The organism is Ruegeria sp. AP11, from assembly GCF_056535865.1.
The window spans coordinates 3,037,124-3,056,934 of record NZ_JBQFJB010000001.1 but is presented as its reverse complement, the minus strand read 5'-3'; the positions used below and the strand labels follow the sequence as shown (position 1 = coordinate 3,056,934).

Sequence of the window (19,811 nt, the reverse complement as noted above, 5' to 3'; positions counted from 1 at the left end):
GTCGCAAACCGGCCATCCTGCGTGAGAAGTCAATCGACTCGTCCCGGCATCGCACATGTCCGGATGGGCAATCCTTAGTTCGAACGAGGCGCCGCCATGTCCCTTGCATTTCCTACGTCCATCCATCGCCACAGCGGATCATTCAGGGCCCTGGCCCTTCTGATCAGCCTCGGGCTGGCCTCGGCCGCGTGGGCGCAGGACCAAGGCGATGCGCCACCACCGAAGGTTTCGATCGCTGCCGCCTATACCGAGGAGATCACGGAAGAGGCGACCTTTATCGGACGCGCCGAAGCGATCAACAAAGTCGATATCATCGCGCGCGTCAGTGGCTTTCTCGAAAGTCAGGATGTCGAAGACGGCGCGCTGGTGAATGAAGGCGACCTTCTGTTCAAGATCGAACCGGACCTGTATGAGGCGACCCTGCAGTCGCGCAAGGCCGATCTGGACCGGGCAGAGGCCAATCTTGAACTGGCCAAGGTCGATCTGGCCCGAAAGGAAGAACTGTACAAACGCGACGCGACGCCAGAATCCGAACGCGACATCGCCCGCGCCAACGAACTAGTAGCCGAAGCCGAGGTCAAGGCCGCGAACGCCGCTATTCAACAGGCCCAACTGGATCTGAGCTACACCGAAATCCATGCGCCGTTCACCGGACGACTGGGCCGCGTTGCGACAAGCGTCGGGGACGTGGTCGGCCCGAACAATCCGCCGCTGGTCAATCTGGTGAGCGAAGCGCCGATCTACGTGAACTTCTCACTCAATGAGAAGCAGTTTACCACGGTTCTTCAACATGTTGGCGAAAGCGCAGCCTCTCTGGCCGAAAGCGATCAAAGCCCGAATGTCCACGTGACGCTGCCCAATGGCACCGAGTTGGATGAAACCGGCAAGATCATCTTTGTCGACAACCGTATCGATCCGTTGACCGGGGCCATCACACTGCGCGCCCAGTTCGACAACGCCGACCGGCTGATCATCGACGGGGCCTTTTTGAACGTCCAGATCGAAGCCCTGGAGCCCACGCTGCAGGTGCTGATTCCGCAGGCGGCTCTGCAGCGCGATCAGCGCGGTGAATTCGTTCTGGTGGTCAATGACAAACAAATGGTCGAACAACGCTATATCACCACCGGCGACACGGTCGACTCGGCCATCATCGTCGCGGATGGTCTGCGCGAAGGCGAAAGCGTGATTGTCGAGGGCCTGCAGCGGGTGCGCCCGGGCGTGGCGGTCGACGCGGTTGTCGCTGCCGAACAGCCGGGGGAATAACCGATGTTCTCAGCCCTGTTCATCAGCCGGCCCAAGCTGGCGCTTGTTATTTCGCTGGTGCTGACCATTCTGGGCGGCATCGGCTATCTGGTTCTGCCGGTTGCGCAGTTCCCCGATATCACGCCCCCGGTCGTCAGCGTCACCGCCACATATACTGGCGCGAATGCCGAGACCGTCGAGAACACCGTCGCCGCCCCCATCGAGGCGCAGGTCAACGGTGTGGACGACATGATCTACATGACGTCGACCTCATCGGATAACGGTTCGTATTCTCTGAACGTTACGTTCGAAGTGGGGACAGACCCCGATATCGCATCCGTGAACGTGCAAAACCGCGTGGCACAGGCGATGGCGTCGCTGCCATCCGAGGTCACCTCGTCGGGTGTTGTGACGCAGAAGGCGTCGACAAACATGCTGTTGCTGGTCACGCTGACCTCGCCCAATGGCACCTATGACAGCGTGTTTCTGTCCAACTATGCCTCGATCAATCTGAAAGACGCGCTGGCGCGGGTTCAGGGCGTTGGCAAGGCGGATGTTCTGACCAATCTGGAATACGCCATGCGGATCTGGATGGACCCGGACAAGATGGCGGCGCTGTCGATCTCTCCGGGTGATGTGATCAACGCGATCCGCGAGCAGAATATCGAAGTATCAGCGGGTTCCATCGGCTCACCGCCTGTTCCCGAGGGGCAGACCTTTCAATACACGATCAAAACCAAGGGCCGCCTGACCTCGGCTGAAGAGTTTTCGAACATCGTAATCCGCACCGGCGACGCGGGTGCCATTGTGCGCGTCAAAGACATCGCACGCACCGAACTCGGCGCGCAGTTCTATTCGGCCTCTGGCTATTTCCAAAGCGTCCCCGCCACCGTCATCGGCATCTATCAGGCCCCCGGGGCCAACGCCCTGGCCGTGTCCGAGCGTGTCGAGGCCGAGCTTGAGCGTCTGTCACGCTCGTTCCCGACGGATGTGGAATACGCTGTCCCGTTCAACACGACGGACTTTGTTGAACAATCACTGAATGACGTGGTTTCGACGCTTATCCTGACTTTCATTCTGGTGATCACCGTCGTGTTCATCTTCCTTGGCAGTTGGCGCGCGACCATCATTCCGGCGGTGGCGATTCCGGTGTCATTGATCGGGACATTCGCCTTCCTTCTGGCCTTTGGCATGTCTCTGAACACGATCTCTCTGTTCGCGCTGGTGCTGGCCATCGGGATCGTGGTGGATGACGCCATCGTTGTCGTCGAAAATGTCGAGCGCATCATCGCGGATGAGGGCCTGCCCCCCGCCGAAGCCACGCGTAAGGCGATGGGCCAGATCACCGGCCCGGTGATTGCAACGACGCTGGTTCTGCTGGCCGTCTTCGTGCCGGTGACCTTCATGCCCGGTATCTCGGGGCGGCTCTATTCGCAGTTCGCGGTCACGATCTCGACCGCTGTTGTGATCTCTTCGATAAACGCTCTGACATTGTCCCCGGCCTTATGTGGGCTTGTACTTCAGGCGCGCTCGGGCCCGCCCAAGGGTTTGCTGGCGGTCTTCGAAAAGTTCATTGGTTCGGTACGCAGCGGGTATGTGGCAATCGTGCGCAAACTGCTGATCCTGCCTGTCATTTCGCTGGGCATCATTGCGGCTTTCGGCATGGGCACCGGGACCATCATGGGCAACACTTCGCAAGGGTTCATTCCGCTTGAGGATAACGGCTATCTCTTCGTCGATATCCAACTGCCCGACGCGGCAACGCTTGAGCGGACCGAAACCGTCTCGGCCCGCCTCGATGCCCAAATTCAGGAGATACCGGGCGTTGCCAGCACCGTTCTGGTGAACGGCTTCTCTCTGCTGAATGGCACAACAACCAACGGCGCGGCGATCTTCGTCAACCTTACAAACTGGGGAGAACGGCAGGAACCCGACCTCAGCGCCAATGCCATTCTGGGCAAGGTGCTGGCCATCGCCAACCAGGAATCCGCAGCCTCGATCGTGGCTTTCAACCCGCCGCCAATCCAAGGTTTGGGTATGTCTGCGGGCGTTGAAATGGAGGTTCAGCAAACCGGTGGCGGATCGCCACAGGATCTGGCCTCGGCGGTTGGTTCATATGTCTACGCCGCCAACCAACGGCCCGAGATTGCGCAGGCTTACACCACCTTCCGCGCAAACGTGCCGCAGCTGTTCGTCGATCTGGACCGGGAAAAGGCCAAGACCCTGCAGGTCTCGGTCGCCGAGGTGTTCCAGACCATGCAGGCGCAGCTCGGCTCGTACTACGTGAACGACTTCAACCTGTTTGGGCGGGTCTATCGCGTGATGATCCAGGCCGAGGGGTCCTATCGGAACAAAGTCGATGACATCTCGGACCTTTATGTGCGTTCAACCAAAGGCGAAATGGTGCCGCTGGGCACTTTGATCGATATCGAGAACGTGTTGGGGCCGGTGCTTCTGAAACGGCACAACCTGTTCCGTTCCGCCACGGTGACCGCTGTTCCGGCTCCGGGGCTTTCGACCGGGGATGCGATCACCACCATGACCGAGGAATCGGCAACCGCCCTGCCCCCCGGCTATGCCTTCGAATGGACGGGAACGGCGCAACAGCAATTGGCTTCGGGCAATTTGGTGGTCGTGATCCTAGGGTTGGCGATCCTGTTCGGATACCTGTTCCTTGTCGGCCAATACGAAAGCTGGACCATGCCTGTATCGATCCTGATGTCGGTGACTGTAGCCTTGTTCGGAGCAGTCGCAGCGGTTGCGATCGTGGGCAGTGACATCAACCTTTACACGCAGATCGGGATGATCATGCTGGTCGGGCTTGCCTCAAAGAACGGAATTCTGATCGTTGAGTTCGCGATGGAGCAGCGGGCCAAAGGCCTGTCGATCAAAGACGCAGCGGCTGAGGCGGCGTATCAGCGTTTCCGCGCCGTGATGATGACCGCCCTGTCCTTCCTGCTGGGCGTCGTGCCGCTGCTGGCCGCGAACGGTGCCGGTGCGGCCAGCCAGAAGGCCATCGGGGTTGCCGTCTTTGGTGGGATGCTCGCCGCGACGCTGTTCGGGGTGATCCTTGTTCCGGTTCTCTATGCCGTGATGCAGGGGCTGCGAGAGTGGATCAAAGGCAGTAAGAATGATCCCGGCCCTTCGGAAGAGGCCGCATGATCGGATAATCAGAAACGCCCCGCAAAATTGCGGGGCGTTCTCTTTGATCTCAGCGATTGGCTATCCAGCTATCGATCCGGGTGATCTGTTCCGGTGTCAATCGCAGCCCGAGCTTGTTGCGTCGCCAGATCACATCTTCCGCGGTGCGGGCATATTCCTTTTCAATCAGCCAGTTCAGCTCTGCCGCCGTCAGGGTGGCCCCGAAATCCTCACCCAGATCGGATTGTTCCTGCGCTGAACCCAACACAGCGCGCGCCTCAGTGCCGTAAGCGCGCACCAAACGATGTGCCCAGCGTTCCGTCAGGAAGGGATAATCGGCCCTCAGGCTTTGCACCAAAGCATCGACCCCATCGACAGGAAAATCCCCTCCCGGCAATGGCACACCCGCCGTCCAGGGACCAGACACGCCCGGGATATGCTCGCCTACTTTCTCAAGCGCGCTTTCTGCAAGACGGCGGTAGGTCGTGATCTTACCACCAAAGACATTCAGCACGGGCGCGCCGCCCTCGGCATCCACCTTCAGGGTGTAATCCCGTGTTGCCGCCGTCGCGCTGCTGGCCCCGTCATCGTACAAGGGCCGGACGCCGGAATACGTCCAGACGACATCCGCGCGCGTCACTGGCGTCTTGAAATACTTCGAGGCCAAAGCGCAAAGATACTCCTGCTCTGCCTCGGTACAGACCGGGGGTTCGGACGGGTCCGAATGATCCTGATCCGTGGTTCCGATCAAAGTGTAATCCTGCTCGTACGGGATGGCGAAAATGATCCGCCCGTCTTCACCCTGAAAGAAATAGCATTTGTCGTGATCATAGAGTTTCGGCGTCACGATGTGGCTGCCGCGCACCAGCCGGACGCCTTCGCGCGAATTCATGCGGATCTTGGTCTGGATGATGTCGCCCACCCACGGCCCGCCCGCATTGATCAGCATCCTTGCGTGGACAATTCTGGTTTCATCCCTGTCGCGGTCGCGCAGGGTCACCTTCCACAGATCATTGACCCGCTCGGCCGAGACAACCTCGGTGCGCACCATGATCTGCGCACCGCGCGCCTCGGCATCGCGGGCGTTCAGGACGACCAGCCGGGAATCCTCGACCCAGCAATCGGAGTATTCATAGGCGGTTTCGAACTTGTCCTGCAGCGGGGCACCTTCAGGTCCGTTTCGCAGGTTCAGCGACCGTGTTCCGGGCAGAATTTTTCGCCCGCCGAGATTGTCATACAAAAACAAGCCCAACCGGATCAGCCAGGCCGGACGCCGCCCGCGCATCCAGGGCATGACCGTGCTCAGCAGTCTGGAGGTCGGCGTCTCGGAATCGAACCGCATGTCGGCGTGATACGGCAGCACAAAGCGCATCGGCCACGAGATATGTGGCATGGCGCGCAGCAATGTTTCGCGTTCAATCAGCGCCTCGCGAACCAGACGAAACTCGAAGAACTCCAGATACCGCAGCCCGCCATGGAACAGTTTGGTCGATGCAGAGGACGTGGCCGAGGCCAGATCATTCATCTCGGCCAGCGCCACGGACAATCCCCGCCCCGCCGCATCGCGCGCGATACCGCAGCCGTTGATGCCACCACCGATGATGAACAGGTCGGTTACCTGAGTGCTGTCCGATGACATTGTTATGCGATTCCCAATTTCTGCAGCTTTGCGCGCATTAACCTGATTTATGTTCGTTTGGTCAATAATTGCTTTCGTTATTTATCGCTTTCGAATGGTATAAGCTATTATATCAGTCATAACTTGTCACTTTGAATAAAAAGAGCAAAAACGAAAACACCCACGCAGACGGAGATCACCCATGTCCTTGTCCTTCCGCCAATCGGACATTCTTGAAATCGCCAAGGAAGACGGCCGCGTCACGGTCGAAGGGTTGGCAGACCGTTTTCAGGTCACCGTCCAGACCATCCGCCGCGATTTGTCCGACCTGTCCGAGGCCGGAATGCTCGACCGGGTACACGGCGGGGCCGTGTTGCGCTCGGGCGTTTCGAATATCGGCTACGAGGACCGCCGCGCCCTGAATCACGAGGTCAAAACCCGTATTGCCGAACGCTGCGCGGCTGACATCCCGGATGGCAGTTCGCTTTTCCTGAACATCGGCACCTCGACCGAGGCGGTCGCCCGGCAATTGTTGCACCACAAGAATCTGATGGTGGTGACCAACAACATGAACGTGGCCTCGATACTGGCCGAAAACCCGGACTGCGAGATCGTCGTTACTGGCGGCGTGCTGCGCCGGTCGGACAGCGGGTTGGTCGGGAATCTGGCCGTTTCAACCATTCGTCAGTTCAAGTTTGACCACGCGGTCATCGGCTGCTCGGCGCTGGATGTTGATGGCGACCTGATGGATTTCGACCTGCAGGAAGTTCTGGTCAGCCAAACCATCATCGCGCAGGCGCGGCACACCAGTCTTGTTGCGGATCATTCCAAATTCGCGCGAACAGCCCCGGCGCGCATCGCCTCTCTGGCGGATGTCGACGTGATTTATTCGGACGCCCCGTTGCCCGACGAACTGCCTGCGAGATGTACCGACTGGCAAACACGAATTGTCGAATGTCCCTGAGGCCTATCACCTTCTGGTTGCTCTACCTTGTCAGATGCCCCTTGAGATGACAGTATTGTGATCATCAGCATCAGGCACTTTAGGGATGGTACCGGGCCATGATCGCGCTTTTGTTTTCGCTACTTACAGTCACAATGGGGCTGAACTATTTCGGTCGCACGGGTATCGGAACGACCTTGTTCCTTATCACGCTGGCGTTGAGCGTTTACTGGCTAAAATTTCACGCCACCAGCGTTTTGACCATCCAACTGTAGCGGAGCGTGATGATGACACCAGACCTGTCCCGAAGCCTGAACGCCCTGGGCGCATTTGCTGTCAACCTCATCCTCATCCTTGCGTATGCATATCAGTTCACGCTGGATGAACTGCCCTGCCCTCTCTGCCTGCTGCAACGGGTTGGATTCGTGGCCGTGGGCGTCGGGCTTGGCCTCAACCTGCTATACGGCGCGCGTCCGCGACACTACGCGCTGATGCTGTTGGCCGCGCTTTATGGTGGCAGCGTATCCGTGCGGCAAATCCTGCTGCATATTGTGCCGGGCACGGGCCATTATGGCTCACCCGTTCTGGGGCTGCACTATTATACCTGGGCCGCAATCGGGTTCTTTCTGATCCTGCTGGGCACTTCGGTCATGCTGATGTTTGACCGCCAATATGTCAGCGACGGCCAACGAGGCCCACGTTTCGGCGGCAGTACATTGGCCAAGGCCGCGTTCTTCACCCTACTCGCTCTGGCGGTGCTGAATGCCGTGTCGACCCTGATCGAATGCGGGCCGACCATTTGCGCCGACCCGCCCACCAGCTACAAACTGATTGACGAATTGGGCAACAACAACTGAGGATAGGACAACCTTCCCGACGAGAGGCGCGAGAATGGGACTTCTGGGACAGCCGCTTGGCTATTACGACTATCTGACATTCGTGGCGCTCATCCTGCTATTGGCGGCAGTCATGGCGCTGTTCCTGTTCATCATGGGCTTGCCGGGCCGCATTGCGATCAAGCGCAACCACCCCCACGCTGAGGCGGTCAAGATCATGGGATGGATGGGGTTTCTGGCCATCGTGCCCTGGGTGCACGCCTTCATCTGGGCCTTCCATGACGGCGTCACCGTAGACATGCGCCGCGGACCCGAGGACGAGCGCAAGGCTATTCGTGATGAGATCAGGCGGCTGGGTGGAACTGTGAAACCGGAATATCAGGACCCGCTGGATACAGACGACACTCAGAAGAGCTAAGGTCAGAGGAAATCAACACATATGCTAGTCGCCCTTGGCATCACGCTGTTTTACATCATTTTCGTCTGGTTTGTGTTCTTCAAGGCGCAATGGCTGAAATTCAACATCATGTGGGGGATCGTCTCGTTCTGGGTCGGGGCGCATCTGTTGCTGATCTTCCTTGTCGCCTTGCGGTTCTTTCAGCCCTTTTCGGCCGACAGTCACGTGGTGCGCTCGACCATCCAGATCGTTCCCCGACTGACTCAGCCCACGGTTCTGACCGAGGTTCTGGTCGAACCGAACACCTGGGTCACGAAGGGAGAGCCGCTTTATCGCTTTGACGACACGGTGTTTTCGCTGGCCGTCGAAAAGGCGAATGCACAATTGGTGGCGGCGCAGCAAAATGCCCTGATCCTGGAACAGGATGTCATTGCCGCGACCGAAGCCGTCGAACGCGCCAATGCGCAACTGGCCTATGCCCTGACAGAACAGGCCCGGTACGAAAACCTCGTTCCTGCAGGTGGCGCGCGGCAGGACGAGTTGGACCGCTGGAATGAACAGGTGGCCGAGGATCAGGCCAAGGTCAAAGAGGCCGAGGCGAATCTGGAGAAGGCCAATCTTGCAGCGGCCTCACAGGTCGACGGTGTGAACACGGGCATCATCGAGGCCCAGTCACAACTGGCCGAGGCCGAGTACTTTCTTGATAACACAACGATATACGCACCCGAAAACGGCATGATCGTCTCGCAGCAGGCGCGTCCGGGCATGGTGGTGGGTGAAATCCGGCTGGGCGCGATTGCAAGCTTCGTGACTGAAGACAGCCCCTATATCCTCGCCACCTTCCGGCAGCAGAACCTGAAATTCGTTGAGGTCGGCCAGCCGGTCGAGGTGGCGCTGGACCTCTATCCCGGTGAAATCCTGACCGGCAAAGTCGAGGCGATCTGGTGGGCGACGCGTCAAGGTCAGTATCTGCCCTCGGGCCGCCTGCCCGGGTTTGAACTGCCGAAACTGCCCGGCCGCATCGCGGTACAAATCTCGGTCGATGTGCCTGAAGGTCATACCTTCCCCGCTGGCGGCCACGCGGCGGTGGCGATCTACACGGGCATGGGCAAAAGCTTCGAGTTTCTGAGGCGCATCAACATCCGCCTCTATTCCTTCGCCAACTTCATCCGACCGCTGGATATCTGAGGATGCGCGCCATGACACTCCGCCGACTGCTCGGCACCGCCCTCTGCGCCGCCACCCTTGCTGCCTGTACGCCGGTAGGGCCGGATTTCGTGCGCCCGAACTCTCCGGTCGTGAAACAATGGATCGAGGTCAACAGCCCCAGTGCGGGCCAAAGCGGCCTGACTTCGCGCAGCGCACCGGTGGTGCGATGGTGGGAGACGTTCAATGATCCTACATTGAACAAACTGATCGCCGAGGCCTATGCCCAGAACCTGACCCTGCAGGTTGCAGGGGCCCGCGTGCTGCAGGCCCGCGCACAGCTTGGTATCGCATTCGGAGAGCTTTACCCCCAGTCGCAAGCCATCGGCGGATCGCTGGAACGGCGGCAGATCAGCGACAACCTTGGCCCGATTTCCGATATTCGGCGGATCATCCCGCTGGATACCGAGTTTTCAACCTCGCAGGTCGGGTTCGATGCGCAATGGGAACTGGACGTATGGGGCGCACAACGGCGTGGCGTACAGGCGGCGCGGTCGAACCTCGCCCTGCAGGTGGCCAATTATGACGATGCGCTTGTAACGCTCACCGGCGATGTGGCCGCCCTGTATATCAACGTCCGCTCCTTGCAGGAGGCCCTGGGCGTAGCGCGCGAGAATATCCAGATTCAGCAGGTATCGGCGGACCTGACCCAGTTGCGCTTCAACAACGGCGTAACCACCGAATTGGACGTGCAGGAATCCACGGCGCTGCTGAACAACACCAGGGCGCTGGTGCCCCAGTTGGAGAGCGATCTGCTGCAAGCCAAGAATGCGCTGGCGGTACTGCTGGGCAAAACCCCGGCGCAAATGGCGGGGATGCTGAGCGGGTCCGGTCGTATCCCATCAGCCCGCACAAACGTGGCCGTGGGTGTACCCGCAGAACTGCTGCGACGCCGCCCGGATGTGCGCGCGGCAGAGCTGGCCGCAGCAACGCAATCGGCCCAGGTCGGCATCGCGCTGGCCGATCTCTATCCGCAGTTCATTCTGTCCGGGTCAATCGGCCTGCAGGCCTCGGGTGGGCGCGATCTGTTCAGCGGCAACAGCACCACGGGTCTGGCCAATGCGGGCGTTGTCTGGAACGTGCTGAACTATGGCCGCATCAAGAACAATGTCCGCGCGCAGGACGCCGCCTATCAGGCGTTGATAGCGAATTATCAGAACACTGTCCTGACCGCCTATTCTGAGGTTGAAAGCGCCATGGGCGCTTATGCACAGGCGCGCAAGCAGGTCACCTTCTATCAACGCAGCGTTGACGCATCGCGCCGCGCCGCCGAGATTGCCGTCGATCAGTATCGCGACGGCATTGCCAGTTACTCGCGCATCCTGAATACGCAAACCGCGCTTCTGCGGTCGCAGGCGAACCTGATCGAGGCGCGGCAAGAGGTTTCGTCAAATCTGGTCGCCATCTACAAAGGTTTGGGCGGTGGCTGGCAGATCCGACAAAATCAGGAGTTCCTGCCCGAAACGGTGCTGGCCGAGATGGCCTATCGCACCGATTGGGGGGATCTGCTGCAGAAAACGCCCACCGGGGCCAGCCTGAACTGATCCCTATTTCGTCAGCCCGCGCAGCCCGCCCGAGATCAGGATGTTCACTTCGTACAAAATGCGCGGCGCGGCCAACCCGCCGGGACTGGCCAAATAGTTCGGGCTCCATTCCGGTTCGAACTTCTGTTTGAAGCCGCGCAGCCCCTCAAAGTGATAAAACTGTTCCCCATGCTCATAGACAAAGCCGCCAATGCGGTTCCACAGCGAGGCCAGTTGCCGGTTCTCGATCCCCGAAAACGGCGCGGCCCCCAATGAGAACCAGTGGAACCCCTGCTCTGCGCCCCATGACATCATCTCGGCAAAGAGCGCATCCATGACAAAGCTGGGGCTGTCGGGTTCATAGCGCATCAGATCCAGTGACAGTTCCGACTTGTTGCCACCCTGAAACAGGTTGGCAAAGGCCATGATCTTGCCGCTCTCATCCCGCAGAACCGCATGGTCGAAATAGGACAGGTACTTTTCGTCAAAGCCCCCCAGCGCAAAGCCCTTCTCCTCACCCGCCTTTTTGGCAAGCCAGTCGTCCGAGATTTTGCGCAGTTCCGGCAGCACCGGGGCCAGTTCCTCTTTGGGAATGATCTCGAACACACAGCCTTCGCGTTCGGCCCGGTTCTTGGCCTGCCGGAACCGTTTGCGCGGCTTGCCGTCCAGTGAGAAATTGGTCAGCGGCACCCGCGCAACCTCGCCAATCTTTAGGATCGACAAGCCGAGGTCCAGAAACGTCGGCAGATACTTGGTCGAAACGCTGTAGAAAGCGCATAGCTTGCCTTCGCGATCCGCCAATTCACGCAGTTGCCAGATCAATTGTTGCCCGGCCCTTTCGTCGCCCACCGGTTCGCCCTTGGTGATCAGGGCGTTGCCCGTATCGGCGTAGGCCAGAAAGGCGGTCTGATCATCTGAAATCAGGAACTGCTTGTCTCCGGTCAGGGAAATCTGGGACTCGGTGTCTTCACATTCCATCACCAGCCGCTCGACCACTTCGGGGATTTCTGTCCGGGTCGGGGCCGGAATCTCTCGCCCGAACAGCGAATTCACCGCCACCACCCCAAGGATCACCGCCACCACGAGGCTGGAGCGCAGGAAGCGGGAGGCATCGCCGTTCCAGGCAAACTCCCACCACAGCGCGTTCTGGTATTCGACATGGGAATAGGCGAACAACCCGATCCAGAAGATCACCAACAGCAAGGCCATAACGCTGACCAGCCACGGGATGTTCAACCGGAAGATCGACGCGCCGCTGACCCGGTAGAAGGCACCACGGAACATGGCCAGCAAGGCGATGGTGCCGAGCAGAGAAAGCGCCTCATGCGTGTCCAGACCTTTGGCGAGCGAGGCAAAGAACCCCGCCACCATCAACAGCATCGCCACGACCCAGGCGCGATACAGCTTGCGGAACAGACCGCGAGAGACCAGCAGCAGCAACACCCCTACCGCGCTGCCCGCCAGATGCGAAGCCTCGACGAAGGACAGCGGCAGCACCTCACGCAGGACGCCAAGGTTCTGCGAACTGGAAGGCAACGCGCCCGAGACCAGCAGGACAATCCCGGCCACCGCCGCGACACCTGCGGCGACCATCGGCACGATCGGGCGAATGGCGCGGTAAACCCATGTCGCCGCCCCTCCGATCTTGTCCCGCTGTGTCAGGGCCGAGGCCCCGGCGATAGACAGGGTTGCTATGCCAAACGGGCAAAAGGTGTAGACGACCCGATAAAGCAACAGCGCCGCGATCACATCCGAACGCCCCGAGGCCCCCAGACCTGCGATCAGGGTCGCCTCAAACACGCCGATCCCGCCCGGCGCGTGGCTGAGAATGCCTACCGCGATGGCCGCGATATAAATGGTGAAAAAGTACGGAAAACCGACACCCAGATCATCCGGCATCAGCACATAAAGCGCCATGGATGCGCCGAATACATCCCCGACCGCTGCAACGGTCAGCAGGCTGGCCAGCTTGCCACCCGGCAGGTTAAAGCCAAGCCCGCCGTATCCCAATCGCCGCCCCCCGGTAGACAGCCAGACGAACAGCGCCACAAGCCCTGCCAGTAGACAAAGACCGATGACGGTTTCGGTGGTCCCTCCGATAGGCAAAACCTTCGAGATACCATCGGGATGGAAGGTCAGAAGTATACCCAGAAGCAGGATCAGCCCCATCCAGAACGCCACCCAAGAGGTCGCGATCACCCCGGCGACGCGCCCCAGATCCAATCCCAGCGAGGCATAGATGCGATAGCGGATGGCCGTGCCGGTGATATAGGAAAAGCCCAGACAATTCGACACCGCATAGCCACTGGCCCCTGCCATGCCTGCGATGGGCAGAGGGACTTTGCCCTCAGCGACGCTCTGTACGGCAAGGACATCATAGAAGGATAGCGACAGAAAGCTGACCGCCGTCCAGCACAGCGCGAAAAACATCACCTTCCACGAAGTCGCGGCGATGTCGGTCTTCACATCCGCCCATTTCACATGAGCCGACAGGTCGTGAAGAACAAATAACGCGATCAGCGTTATCGCCACTGGCACCGCAATCCGAACCAGAGGTTTTTCCAACAGGCCCGTTACACGCTCGGCCAGCTTTTGGGCCCGCGACTCGTCGCTTGTTGCCTCTGAAGTCATTCTGATTATCCCTACCCTGTTGCGGGTTTCGGTTTCAGGTCAAAGCTTTACATATAATTGCCAGCCGTCAAAGCATGTTGCGCCCGGATTCATGTCCGCCCCTTGCGTGTCGACAGCAACAGGTTGGTCTCGGACCGGGTGACGCCCTCCATCCGTCGGATTGCAAACAGCACGTCGTCAAACTCAGCCAGCGTGTCGGTGCCGATCTCGACGATCAGATCCCAGCTGCCGTTGGTGGAATGCACCGCCCCCACCTCGCGCATCGCCGCGATACGTGATCTGATCCGCTCGGTTCCCCGACCTTCAATCTCAAGCATCATCAGTCCGCGCACCGGGCTTTCCGACACGCCCTGACGGGTCACGACGGTGAAGCCGACGATCTCACCCGATTGCTTGAGACGCTGAAGGCGGCTTCGGACGGTCGTCCGTGTGACGCCCAGCACCTCAGCCAGTTCCGACAACGATGCCCGCGCGTCCCGGTGCAGTGCATTCAGCAATCGGTTATCCAGTTCGTCCATAAGAGCTTTCCAAATCGAATTTCACCAATCCAGTTTGATCATTTTGGTCTCTTTTCTCAACCCGTACCGCATTTCTATAAAAACATATGGACAAGAAAACGCTCATTCTGGCCGGAGCTCCGATGGATTCCGGCAAACGCCGTCAGGGCTGCCGCATGGGTCCCGATGCCTATCGCGTGGCCGGTCTTGCACAGGCTTTGACCGATCTGGGCCACACGGTCACGGATATTGGCGACACTCGACCGGACCATGTGGATATGGCCGAGCATCCACATCTGTTCGCCCTGCCCGAATGCGTGGGCTGGACGCAAGCGCTGGCCCGGACGGCACAGGATGCCGCACAACAAGGTCTGCCGATATTCATGGGTGGCGATCACGCGCTCTCGATGGGCACGGTCTCGGGCATGGCAGCGCATGCGCAGAGCATTGATCGTCCCCTATTTGTGCTGTGGCTCGATGCGCACAGCGACTTTCACACGCCCGGCAGCACCGGCAGCGGCAACCTGCACGGCACACCCGTCGCCTACGTCACCGGCCAGCCCGGGTTCGAGGCCTTCCCGCCCCTCGCCGCGCCCATCCCGACGGACCGGGTTGGTATGATCGGCCTGCGCTCGGTCGATCCGGCCGAACGCGCCGCACTGGAAAAAGATCACGCCATGCTGGCTGATATGCGCAGTATCGACGAGCATGGCATCAAAGCGCCGCTTCTGGCCTTCCTCGATAAGGTGCGGGCCGCGAAAGGCATCCTGCATGTCTCGCTGGATGTGGATTTCCTGGACCCCTCGGTCGCGCCTGCGGTCGGCACCACCGTCCCCGGCGGCGCCACCGAGCGTGAGGCGCATCTGGCCATGGAACTGCTGCACGAAAGCGGCCTTGTCTGCTCGCTGGATCTGGTCGAGCTGAACCCGTTTCTTGATGAACGTGGCCGCACCGCAAAACTGATGGTCGATCTGGCCGCCTCGCTGATGGGGCGCCGCATCTTCGACCGCCCGACACGGAGTTTCTGATGACCCAACCTTCCGACAAGGCGCTGGTACCTTTTGTATCCGTGGACAACATGATGCGCCTGATTCACCATATCGGGGTCGAGCAGATGATCACCCAGATTGCCGCTCAGATCGAAGCCGATTTCAAACGATGGGAGAGTTTCGACAAAACGCCCCGCATCCCGGCGCACTCCCCCCACGGTGTGATCGAGTTGATGCCCACCTCGGATGGCGAGGCCTATGGGTTTAAATACGTCAACGGCCACCCCAAAAACACATCCGAGGGGCTGCAGACGGTGACCGCCTTTGGCCTTCTGGCCGACGTCTACACCGGCTACCCTACATTGCTGACTGAGATGACGATGCTGACCGCACTACGCACAGCGGCGACGTCGGCTTTGGTGGGCAGCTATCTTGCCCCTAAATCCGCAACCGTTATGGCAATGATCGGGAACGGAGCGCAGTCCGAGTTTCAGTGTCTCGCGTTCAAGGCCATGTGCGGGATCGACACCGTGCGCCTTTATGACACCGATCCGAATGCAACATCGAAATGCGCAGCCAATCTGCAGGGCAAGGGGCTGACGGTCATCGCCTGCAAGACACCGGAAGACGCAATCGAAGGCGCCCAGATCATCACGACCTGCACCGCAGACAAAAAATATGCCACGATCCTGACCGACAACATGGTCGGCCCCGGTGTCCATATCAACGCCATCGGCGGCGACTGCCCGGGCAAAACCGAGTTGCATCGCGACATCCTACTCCGGTCCGATATCTTCGTCGAATATCCCGAACAGACCCGTATCGAAGGCGAAATACAGGCTCTGGAACCGGATCATCCCGTAACCGAAATGTGGGAGGTCATGACCGGAAAGGCCAAGGGACGCACGGATGACCGCCAAATCACCTTGTTCGACAGTGTAGGCTTCGCCATCGAGGATTTTTCTGCCCTGCGCTACATCAAACGGGCCATCGCAGGGACGGACTTCTTTGAGCCGCTGGATATGCTGGCTGACCCAGATGACCCACGAGACCTGTTCGGAATGCTGATGCGGGCTGAATAGACCGTGTATTCGTCTATTTCGCCCTGAAAGCGACAAACAGCCGAGGGGGCCCTGCCCCCACCGCCTTCGGCGGCCCCGCGGGATATTTTTAGCCAGATGAAGCAGCGGATCTTTAGCCATTCGTTGCGATACTCACGGTACGGTACAGGCAGGAGTACCGGTGGCCGCACCAGGTGAAGCACTCCGGTTGCAATCGGAGAGTGGATCCCTTGCTTCATCTGGCCAAAAATATCCCGGAGCGCGAGGCAGAGCCTCGCAAAAAACTGCTATCCCGCAAGCGACGGCAGATAGAGCACGATTCCAGGAAAAGCCACCAGCAATGCGATGGTCAGCGCATCTGCAACAAAGAAAGGCGTCACGCCTTTGAAGACATCCTGAACACTCAGGTCGGGCCTTACCCCGGCGACAACAAAACAGTTCAGGCCGATGGGTGGTGTGATCAGGCAGAACTCGGCCATTTTCACCACTAAAATGCCGAACCAGATGGCACACATGGGGCCAGACATGCCGAAAGCACTGTCGGCGGCGCTGACGGTCTCTCCTCCGTTCAACGCCATCACCGCAGGATAGACGACAGGGAGCGTCAGCAGCAGCATGCCGATTGCATCCATGAACATGCCCAAGACCGCATAGGCCAACAGGATGCAAATCAGGATCAGCATCGGCGACATCTCAAGCGAGGTGATCCAGTCGGAAAACGCCCCGGGCAAATCCGCAAATCCCAAAAAGCGGACATAGATCAGAACACCCCAGATGATCGTAAAAATCATCGCCGTCAGTTTGGCCGTTTCCAACAGCGCCGATTTGAACTCGGGCCAGCGCATGCCGTGAAACAGCGCAAAACAGAACACGATGAACGCACCGATCGCGCCACCTTCGGTCGGGGTGCCCCACGCTTTTTCGCCAAACGGATTGTAGACGAAACAGATGATGATCAGGATCACCGCGACAATGGGCAAGGCGCCGGGCAAAGCGGTGAAACGCTCTTTCCAGGTAAACCCGGTGACCGGAGGCCCAACCGATTTGAAGACCACAGCAATTCCAACGATCAGAACGCCATAAACGACCGCTGAGAACGCCCCAGGGATAAATCCGGCAAGCAACAGTTTGCCCACATCCTGTTCGACGATGATGGCGTAGATCACAAGGATCGCTGAGGGCGGGATCAGCGAGGCGAGTGTGCCACCAGCGGCAACAACGCCTGCCGCAAAGCGTTTGTTATAGCCGACAGACAGCATTTCGGGGATTGCGATGCGGGCAAACACCGCCGAGGTCGCAACCGATGCGCCCGAGACTGCCGCGAAGCCAGCCGTGGCGAAGATGGTGGACACGGCCAGACCACCGGGCACCCACGCGATCCAGCGCTTGGCGGCTTCGAACAAGGCGCGTGTCAATCCGGCGTAGTAGGCCAGATAGCCGATCAGGATGAAGGTCGGGATCAGGCTGAGCGTATGAGACGCCACTTTCGAGTGCGGCACCTGACCTGCGGTTTTCACGGCGACGGTGACGGCCTTGCCGAACCGGCCGGGATCATAACCGAACTTGGCCCAGAATATCCAAATCAGACCAATCAATCCGGCCAGCCCGGCGGCAAAGGCCACGCGCATACCGGTAACGACCATGACCAGCAGACCTGCAGTGACCCACAGCCCGATTTCGATCGTGTCCATGGGTCAGTTCTGCCTTTCGTACTGCTCGGCCTCGGCGGCCGCCTGCGCCGCGGCATCCTGGATCAGCGGCACAGCGACCGGCAGCTTTGCCCCCGTGATCAGCGCGCGGCCATAGCCCCAGACTTGCAGGACCAGACGCAGGCACAAGACCGTGAAAGCGACCGGGGCAAGCAGCTTGGCGGGCCAGAGCGGAATGCCGATATCGATCGAGCTGTCGCGGCTCCACATCGGGGCACCAAAGTCAAAGGATCGGTCGAAGTGGGACCAACTGCCCCAGACAAGGGCCAGCATCAACAGCAGGATCAGTAGGACCGAAGTCAGTTCGAACAGCCAAAGCGCACGCCCCTTCAGGCGCGAAATCACGATATCCATGCGGATATGGCCGCCGTCACGCTGAACATAGGAGATGCCCAGAAACGCAATCAGCGGCATGGCCTGCTCGATCCAGTCGACATAACCCGGCAGTGGTGCGTTCAGAGCGTTACGGCCACTGACCGAGATCACTGCCAGCACCATCAACCCGAACACCGCCATTCCACTGATCAGCGCCAGAAAACGTTCCAACCTTAGCAAACGCTGGTCCAGACGGCTGATCAGGCTGCCGTCCTGCAGCACAGTGGCATGTCCTGCCATACTGGTGATCCTTCGCTGTCAGGTATGGCCGGGCACCGGACGGCACCCGGCTGATCCGATCAGTTGCCGCCGCGCTGCTGCTTCAACGTGGTCTGGACGAGATCGTAGAGGTCCTGAGCCGGCAGGCCCTGCGCTGTCATATCCGTGATCCATTGCTCGCGAATGGGATCTGCGGCCTTGGCGCGAAACTCCTCGATCACGGCGTCGTCGATCATGACTTTCGCAACGCCCTTCTCTTCCAGAACGCTGTCCCACTGTTCCAGCAGCCCGCCGTAATTGGCCAGATAATGCGCGATGGCCTCATCGACTGAGCTGTCCAAAGCTTCACGGTGCTCGGCAGGCAGGGCCTCATAGGCATCGATATTGACGACAACGGGACAATTCACGGTGCCGGGGTTGAGGTTTGCGGTCCACCAGTCGGCCTCGTTGATCGTGCCGAAGGACAGATGAGCGTGCTGCGCGAAGGCGACCGTGTCGACCACGCCCGATTCCATCGCGTTATAGGCTTCGGTTGCGGGAACGGATGTGGGTACGCCACCAACGGCCTCAAAAGCTTGCCCCAGACCACCGGTCGCGCGCACACGCATGCCGTCGAAATCGGCCAGTTTGTCGCGCGCATCGCCTGTGCCGACAAGATTGTATTGCGGCATTGGCGAGGTCATGATGATGCGCGCATTCCACTGCGCCATCTCGTCCTTGACCGCCGGATGATCATAGACCGCATGGCTGACGGCCACTTCTTCGTCCAGCGTATTCACACCCAAAAACGGCAGTTCCAGCACGGTGATCGCGCGGTTCTTGTCACGGTGGTAGCCCGCGCAGAACTGCGCCATCTCGAAGGCTCCGATCTCGATTCCGTCCAGATTTTCGCGCGGCTTCGACAGACCGCCATAGCTGACATTGATGGTGAAATCGCCGCCCGTTTTTTCGCTAACCAGTTCGGCCAGTTTCTCGACATGTTCGGTGAAGGCCCGGCGTTTGCCCCAGACCGAGGCATTCCACTCGGTCGCCGCCGCTTCGGTGACGAACGCAAGGCTCAGCGCGGCAATGGCCGCACCGCTCAACATCTTGTTCATAGTGTATCCTCCCATTGATGCGCCGCTTGACGAGACGCTTGATTTGGAAGCTAGCGCTAAGTCCCTGATGTGCCAACCCCCGCATCAGACAGGCGACCGGATGCAGATCGCTATGGGCAGGTGAAAGAAGTGACATCGGCCTTGCCGATTCAGCGATCACACCTAACAGCTTACTATTTGTTTTATCATCGCAATTCATGACATAGCAGGATTATTTTACAGATTTTGCAGAGATACAGAAATTTATTTACAAACTAATCCAAGGATTACCGTAATTTATTTCTTTCTTTTCCAAGCCCCGTATTATCCGAAGTGGGGAGGAACCGG

16 protein-coding genes are annotated in these 19,811 nt (G+C 59.4%); 10 read left to right on the top strand and 6 right to left on the bottom strand.

What is annotated here, in order from left to right:
- Window positions 1-96 precede the first annotated feature (96 nt).
- A complete protein-coding gene (locus ACR3E4_RS15260) occupies window positions 97-1,263 on the top strand; it encodes an efflux RND transporter periplasmic adaptor subunit (protein ID WP_480532825.1) in 1,167 nt (388 codons plus the stop codon).
- A gap of 3 nt (window positions 1,264-1,266) precedes the next feature.
- Window positions 1,267-4,404 carry an efflux RND transporter permease subunit gene (locus ACR3E4_RS15255; protein WP_480532827.1) on the top strand — a complete coding sequence of 1,046 codons (3,138 nt, stop codon included), beginning with the start codon at window positions 1,267-1,269 and terminating at the stop codon, window positions 4,402-4,404.
- A 49-nt stretch (window positions 4,405-4,453) separates the two neighbouring features.
- Here ACR3E4_RS15255 and glpD read toward each other — a convergent pair whose 3' ends face one another.
- Window positions 4,454-6,022: a glycerol-3-phosphate dehydrogenase gene (glpD, locus tag ACR3E4_RS15250; protein WP_480532829.1), complete on the bottom strand. Its 1,569-nt coding sequence runs from the start codon at window positions 6,020-6,022 to the stop codon at window positions 4,454-4,456.
- Between the two features lie 181 nt (window positions 6,023-6,203).
- Between glpD and ACR3E4_RS15245 the strand changes: the two genes are divergently transcribed.
- The 6 genes from ACR3E4_RS15245 to ACR3E4_RS15220 all read left to right on the top strand — a co-directional run bounded on the left by ACR3E4_RS15245 (window position 6,204) and on the right by ACR3E4_RS15220 (window position 10,927).
- A complete protein-coding gene (locus ACR3E4_RS15245; protein ID WP_480532831.1) occupies window positions 6,204-6,965 on the top strand; it encodes a DeoR/GlpR family DNA-binding transcription regulator in 762 nt (253 codons plus the stop codon).
- Between the two features lie 98 nt (window positions 6,966-7,063).
- Window positions 7,064-7,219, top strand: coding sequence for a DUF5993 family protein (locus ACR3E4_RS15240; RefSeq protein ID WP_480532833.1), 156 nt, complete (start codon window positions 7,064-7,066; stop codon window positions 7,217-7,219).
- Between the two features lie 12 nt (window positions 7,220-7,231).
- Window positions 7,232-7,801 carry a disulfide bond formation protein B gene (locus ACR3E4_RS15235; RefSeq protein ID WP_480532835.1) on the top strand — a complete coding sequence of 190 codons (570 nt, stop codon included), beginning with the start codon at window positions 7,232-7,234 and terminating at the stop codon, window positions 7,799-7,801.
- 34 nt (window positions 7,802-7,835) lie between these two features.
- Window positions 7,836-8,198 (top strand): DUF3302 domain-containing protein, encoded by a 363-nt coding sequence (locus ACR3E4_RS15230; protein ID WP_480532837.1) that lies wholly within the window; start codon window positions 7,836-7,838, stop codon window positions 8,196-8,198.
- Between the two features lie 21 nt (window positions 8,199-8,219).
- Window positions 8,220-9,365, top strand: a complete 1,146-nt coding sequence (locus tag ACR3E4_RS15225; protein ID WP_480532839.1) for an HlyD family secretion protein — start codon at window positions 8,220-8,222, stop codon at window positions 9,363-9,365.
- An 11-nt stretch (window positions 9,366-9,376) separates the two neighbouring features.
- Entirely contained in the window at window positions 9,377-10,927 is a 1,551-nt protein-coding gene (locus ACR3E4_RS15220; protein WP_480532841.1) for an efflux transporter outer membrane subunit, read from the top strand.
- Window positions 10,928-10,930: 3 nt separating this feature from the next.
- Here ACR3E4_RS15220 and mprF read toward each other — a convergent pair whose 3' ends face one another.
- On the bottom strand, window positions 10,931-13,537 hold the full coding sequence (mprF, locus tag ACR3E4_RS15215) for a bifunctional lysylphosphatidylglycerol flippase/synthetase MprF (RefSeq protein ID WP_480532843.1): 2,607 nt from the start codon (window positions 13,535-13,537) through the stop codon (window positions 10,931-10,933).
- Between the two features lie 89 nt (window positions 13,538-13,626).
- A complete protein-coding gene (locus ACR3E4_RS15210; RefSeq protein WP_480532845.1) occupies window positions 13,627-14,055 on the bottom strand; it encodes an Lrp/AsnC family transcriptional regulator in 429 nt (142 codons plus the stop codon).
- A gap of 86 nt (window positions 14,056-14,141) precedes the next feature.
- Here ACR3E4_RS15210 and rocF point away from each other — a divergent pair, with 86 nt between their 5' ends.
- Window positions 14,142-15,062: an arginase gene (gene rocF / locus ACR3E4_RS15205; RefSeq protein ID WP_480532847.1), complete on the top strand. Its 921-nt coding sequence runs from the start codon at window positions 14,142-14,144 to the stop codon at window positions 15,060-15,062.
- On the top strand, window positions 15,062-16,105 hold the full coding sequence (locus ACR3E4_RS15200; RefSeq protein ID WP_480532849.1) for an ornithine cyclodeaminase: 1,044 nt from the start codon (window positions 15,062-15,064) through the stop codon (window positions 16,103-16,105). The genes rocF and ACR3E4_RS15200 overlap by 1 nt, the downstream gene beginning before the upstream one ends.
- A 266-nt stretch (window positions 16,106-16,371) precedes the next feature.
- On the opposite strand, the gene ACR3E4_RS15195 is transcribed toward ACR3E4_RS15200, so the two are convergent.
- Genes ACR3E4_RS15195 through ACR3E4_RS15185 form a run of 3 tightly spaced genes read right to left on the bottom strand, consistent with a single transcriptional unit; the run spans window position 16,372 to window position 19,484 of the window.
- The gene (locus ACR3E4_RS15195; RefSeq protein ID WP_480532851.1) at window positions 16,372-17,775 is read right to left on the bottom strand and encodes a TRAP transporter large permease; all 1,404 of its coding nucleotides are present in this window, start codon (window positions 17,773-17,775) and stop codon (window positions 16,372-16,374) included.
- Between the two features lie 3 nt (window positions 17,776-17,778).
- Window positions 17,779-18,408, bottom strand: a complete 630-nt coding sequence (locus ACR3E4_RS15190; RefSeq protein ID WP_480532853.1) for a TRAP transporter small permease subunit — start codon at window positions 18,406-18,408, stop codon at window positions 17,779-17,781.
- Between the two features lie 59 nt (window positions 18,409-18,467).
- Window positions 18,468-19,484 carry a C4-dicarboxylate TRAP transporter substrate-binding protein gene (locus tag ACR3E4_RS15185; RefSeq protein WP_480532855.1) on the bottom strand — a complete coding sequence of 339 codons (1,017 nt, stop codon included), beginning with the start codon at window positions 19,482-19,484 and terminating at the stop codon, window positions 18,468-18,470.
- Window positions 19,485-19,811 lie beyond the last annotated feature (327 nt).

Excerpts from the sequence above, each read along its gene's own strand:
- glpD (WP_480532829.1), bottom strand. The coding sequence starts at position 6,022 with ATGTCATCGGACAGCACTCAGGTAACCGACCTGTTCATCATCGGTGGT.
- ACR3E4_RS15190 (WP_480532853.1), bottom strand. The coding sequence starts at position 18,408 with ATGGCAGGACATGCCACTGTGCTGCAGGACGGCAGCCTGATCAGCCGT.
- ACR3E4_RS15225 (WP_480532839.1), top strand. The coding sequence starts at position 8,220 with ATGCTAGTCGCCCTTGGCATCACGCTGTTTTACATCATTTTCGTCTGG.
- ACR3E4_RS15185 (WP_480532855.1), bottom strand. The coding sequence starts at position 19,484 with ATGAACAAGATGTTGAGCGGTGCGGCCATTGCCGCGCTGAGCCTTGCG.
- ACR3E4_RS15260 (WP_480532825.1), top strand. The coding sequence starts at position 97 with ATGTCCCTTGCATTTCCTACGTCCATCCATCGCCACAGCGGATCATTC.
- ACR3E4_RS15245 (WP_480532831.1), top strand. The coding sequence starts at position 6,204 with ATGTCCTTGTCCTTCCGCCAATCGGACATTCTTGAAATCGCCAAGGAA.
- ACR3E4_RS15255 (WP_480532827.1), top strand. The coding sequence starts at position 1,267 with ATGTTCTCAGCCCTGTTCATCAGCCGGCCCAAGCTGGCGCTTGTTATT.
- ACR3E4_RS15210 (WP_480532845.1), bottom strand. The coding sequence starts at position 14,055 with ATGGACGAACTGGATAACCGATTGCTGAATGCACTGCACCGGGACGCG.
- ACR3E4_RS15220 (WP_480532841.1), top strand. The coding sequence starts at position 9,377 with ATGACACTCCGCCGACTGCTCGGCACCGCCCTCTGCGCCGCCACCCTT.
- ACR3E4_RS15235 (WP_480532835.1), top strand. The coding sequence starts at position 7,232 with ATGACACCAGACCTGTCCCGAAGCCTGAACGCCCTGGGCGCATTTGCT.
- ACR3E4_RS15230 (WP_480532837.1), top strand. The coding sequence starts at position 7,836 with ATGGGACTTCTGGGACAGCCGCTTGGCTATTACGACTATCTGACATTC.
- rocF (WP_480532847.1), top strand. The coding sequence starts at position 14,142 with ATGGACAAGAAAACGCTCATTCTGGCCGGAGCTCCGATGGATTCCGGC.
- ACR3E4_RS15240 (WP_480532833.1), top strand. The coding sequence starts at position 7,064 with ATGATCGCGCTTTTGTTTTCGCTACTTACAGTCACAATGGGGCTGAAC.
- ACR3E4_RS15195 (WP_480532851.1), bottom strand. The coding sequence starts at position 17,775 with ATGGACACGATCGAAATCGGGCTGTGGGTCACTGCAGGTCTGCTGGTC.
- mprF (WP_480532843.1), bottom strand. The coding sequence starts at position 13,537 with ATGACTTCAGAGGCAACAAGCGACGAGTCGCGGGCCCAAAAGCTGGCC.
- ACR3E4_RS15200 (WP_480532849.1), top strand. The coding sequence starts at position 15,062 with ATGACCCAACCTTCCGACAAGGCGCTGGTACCTTTTGTATCCGTGGAC.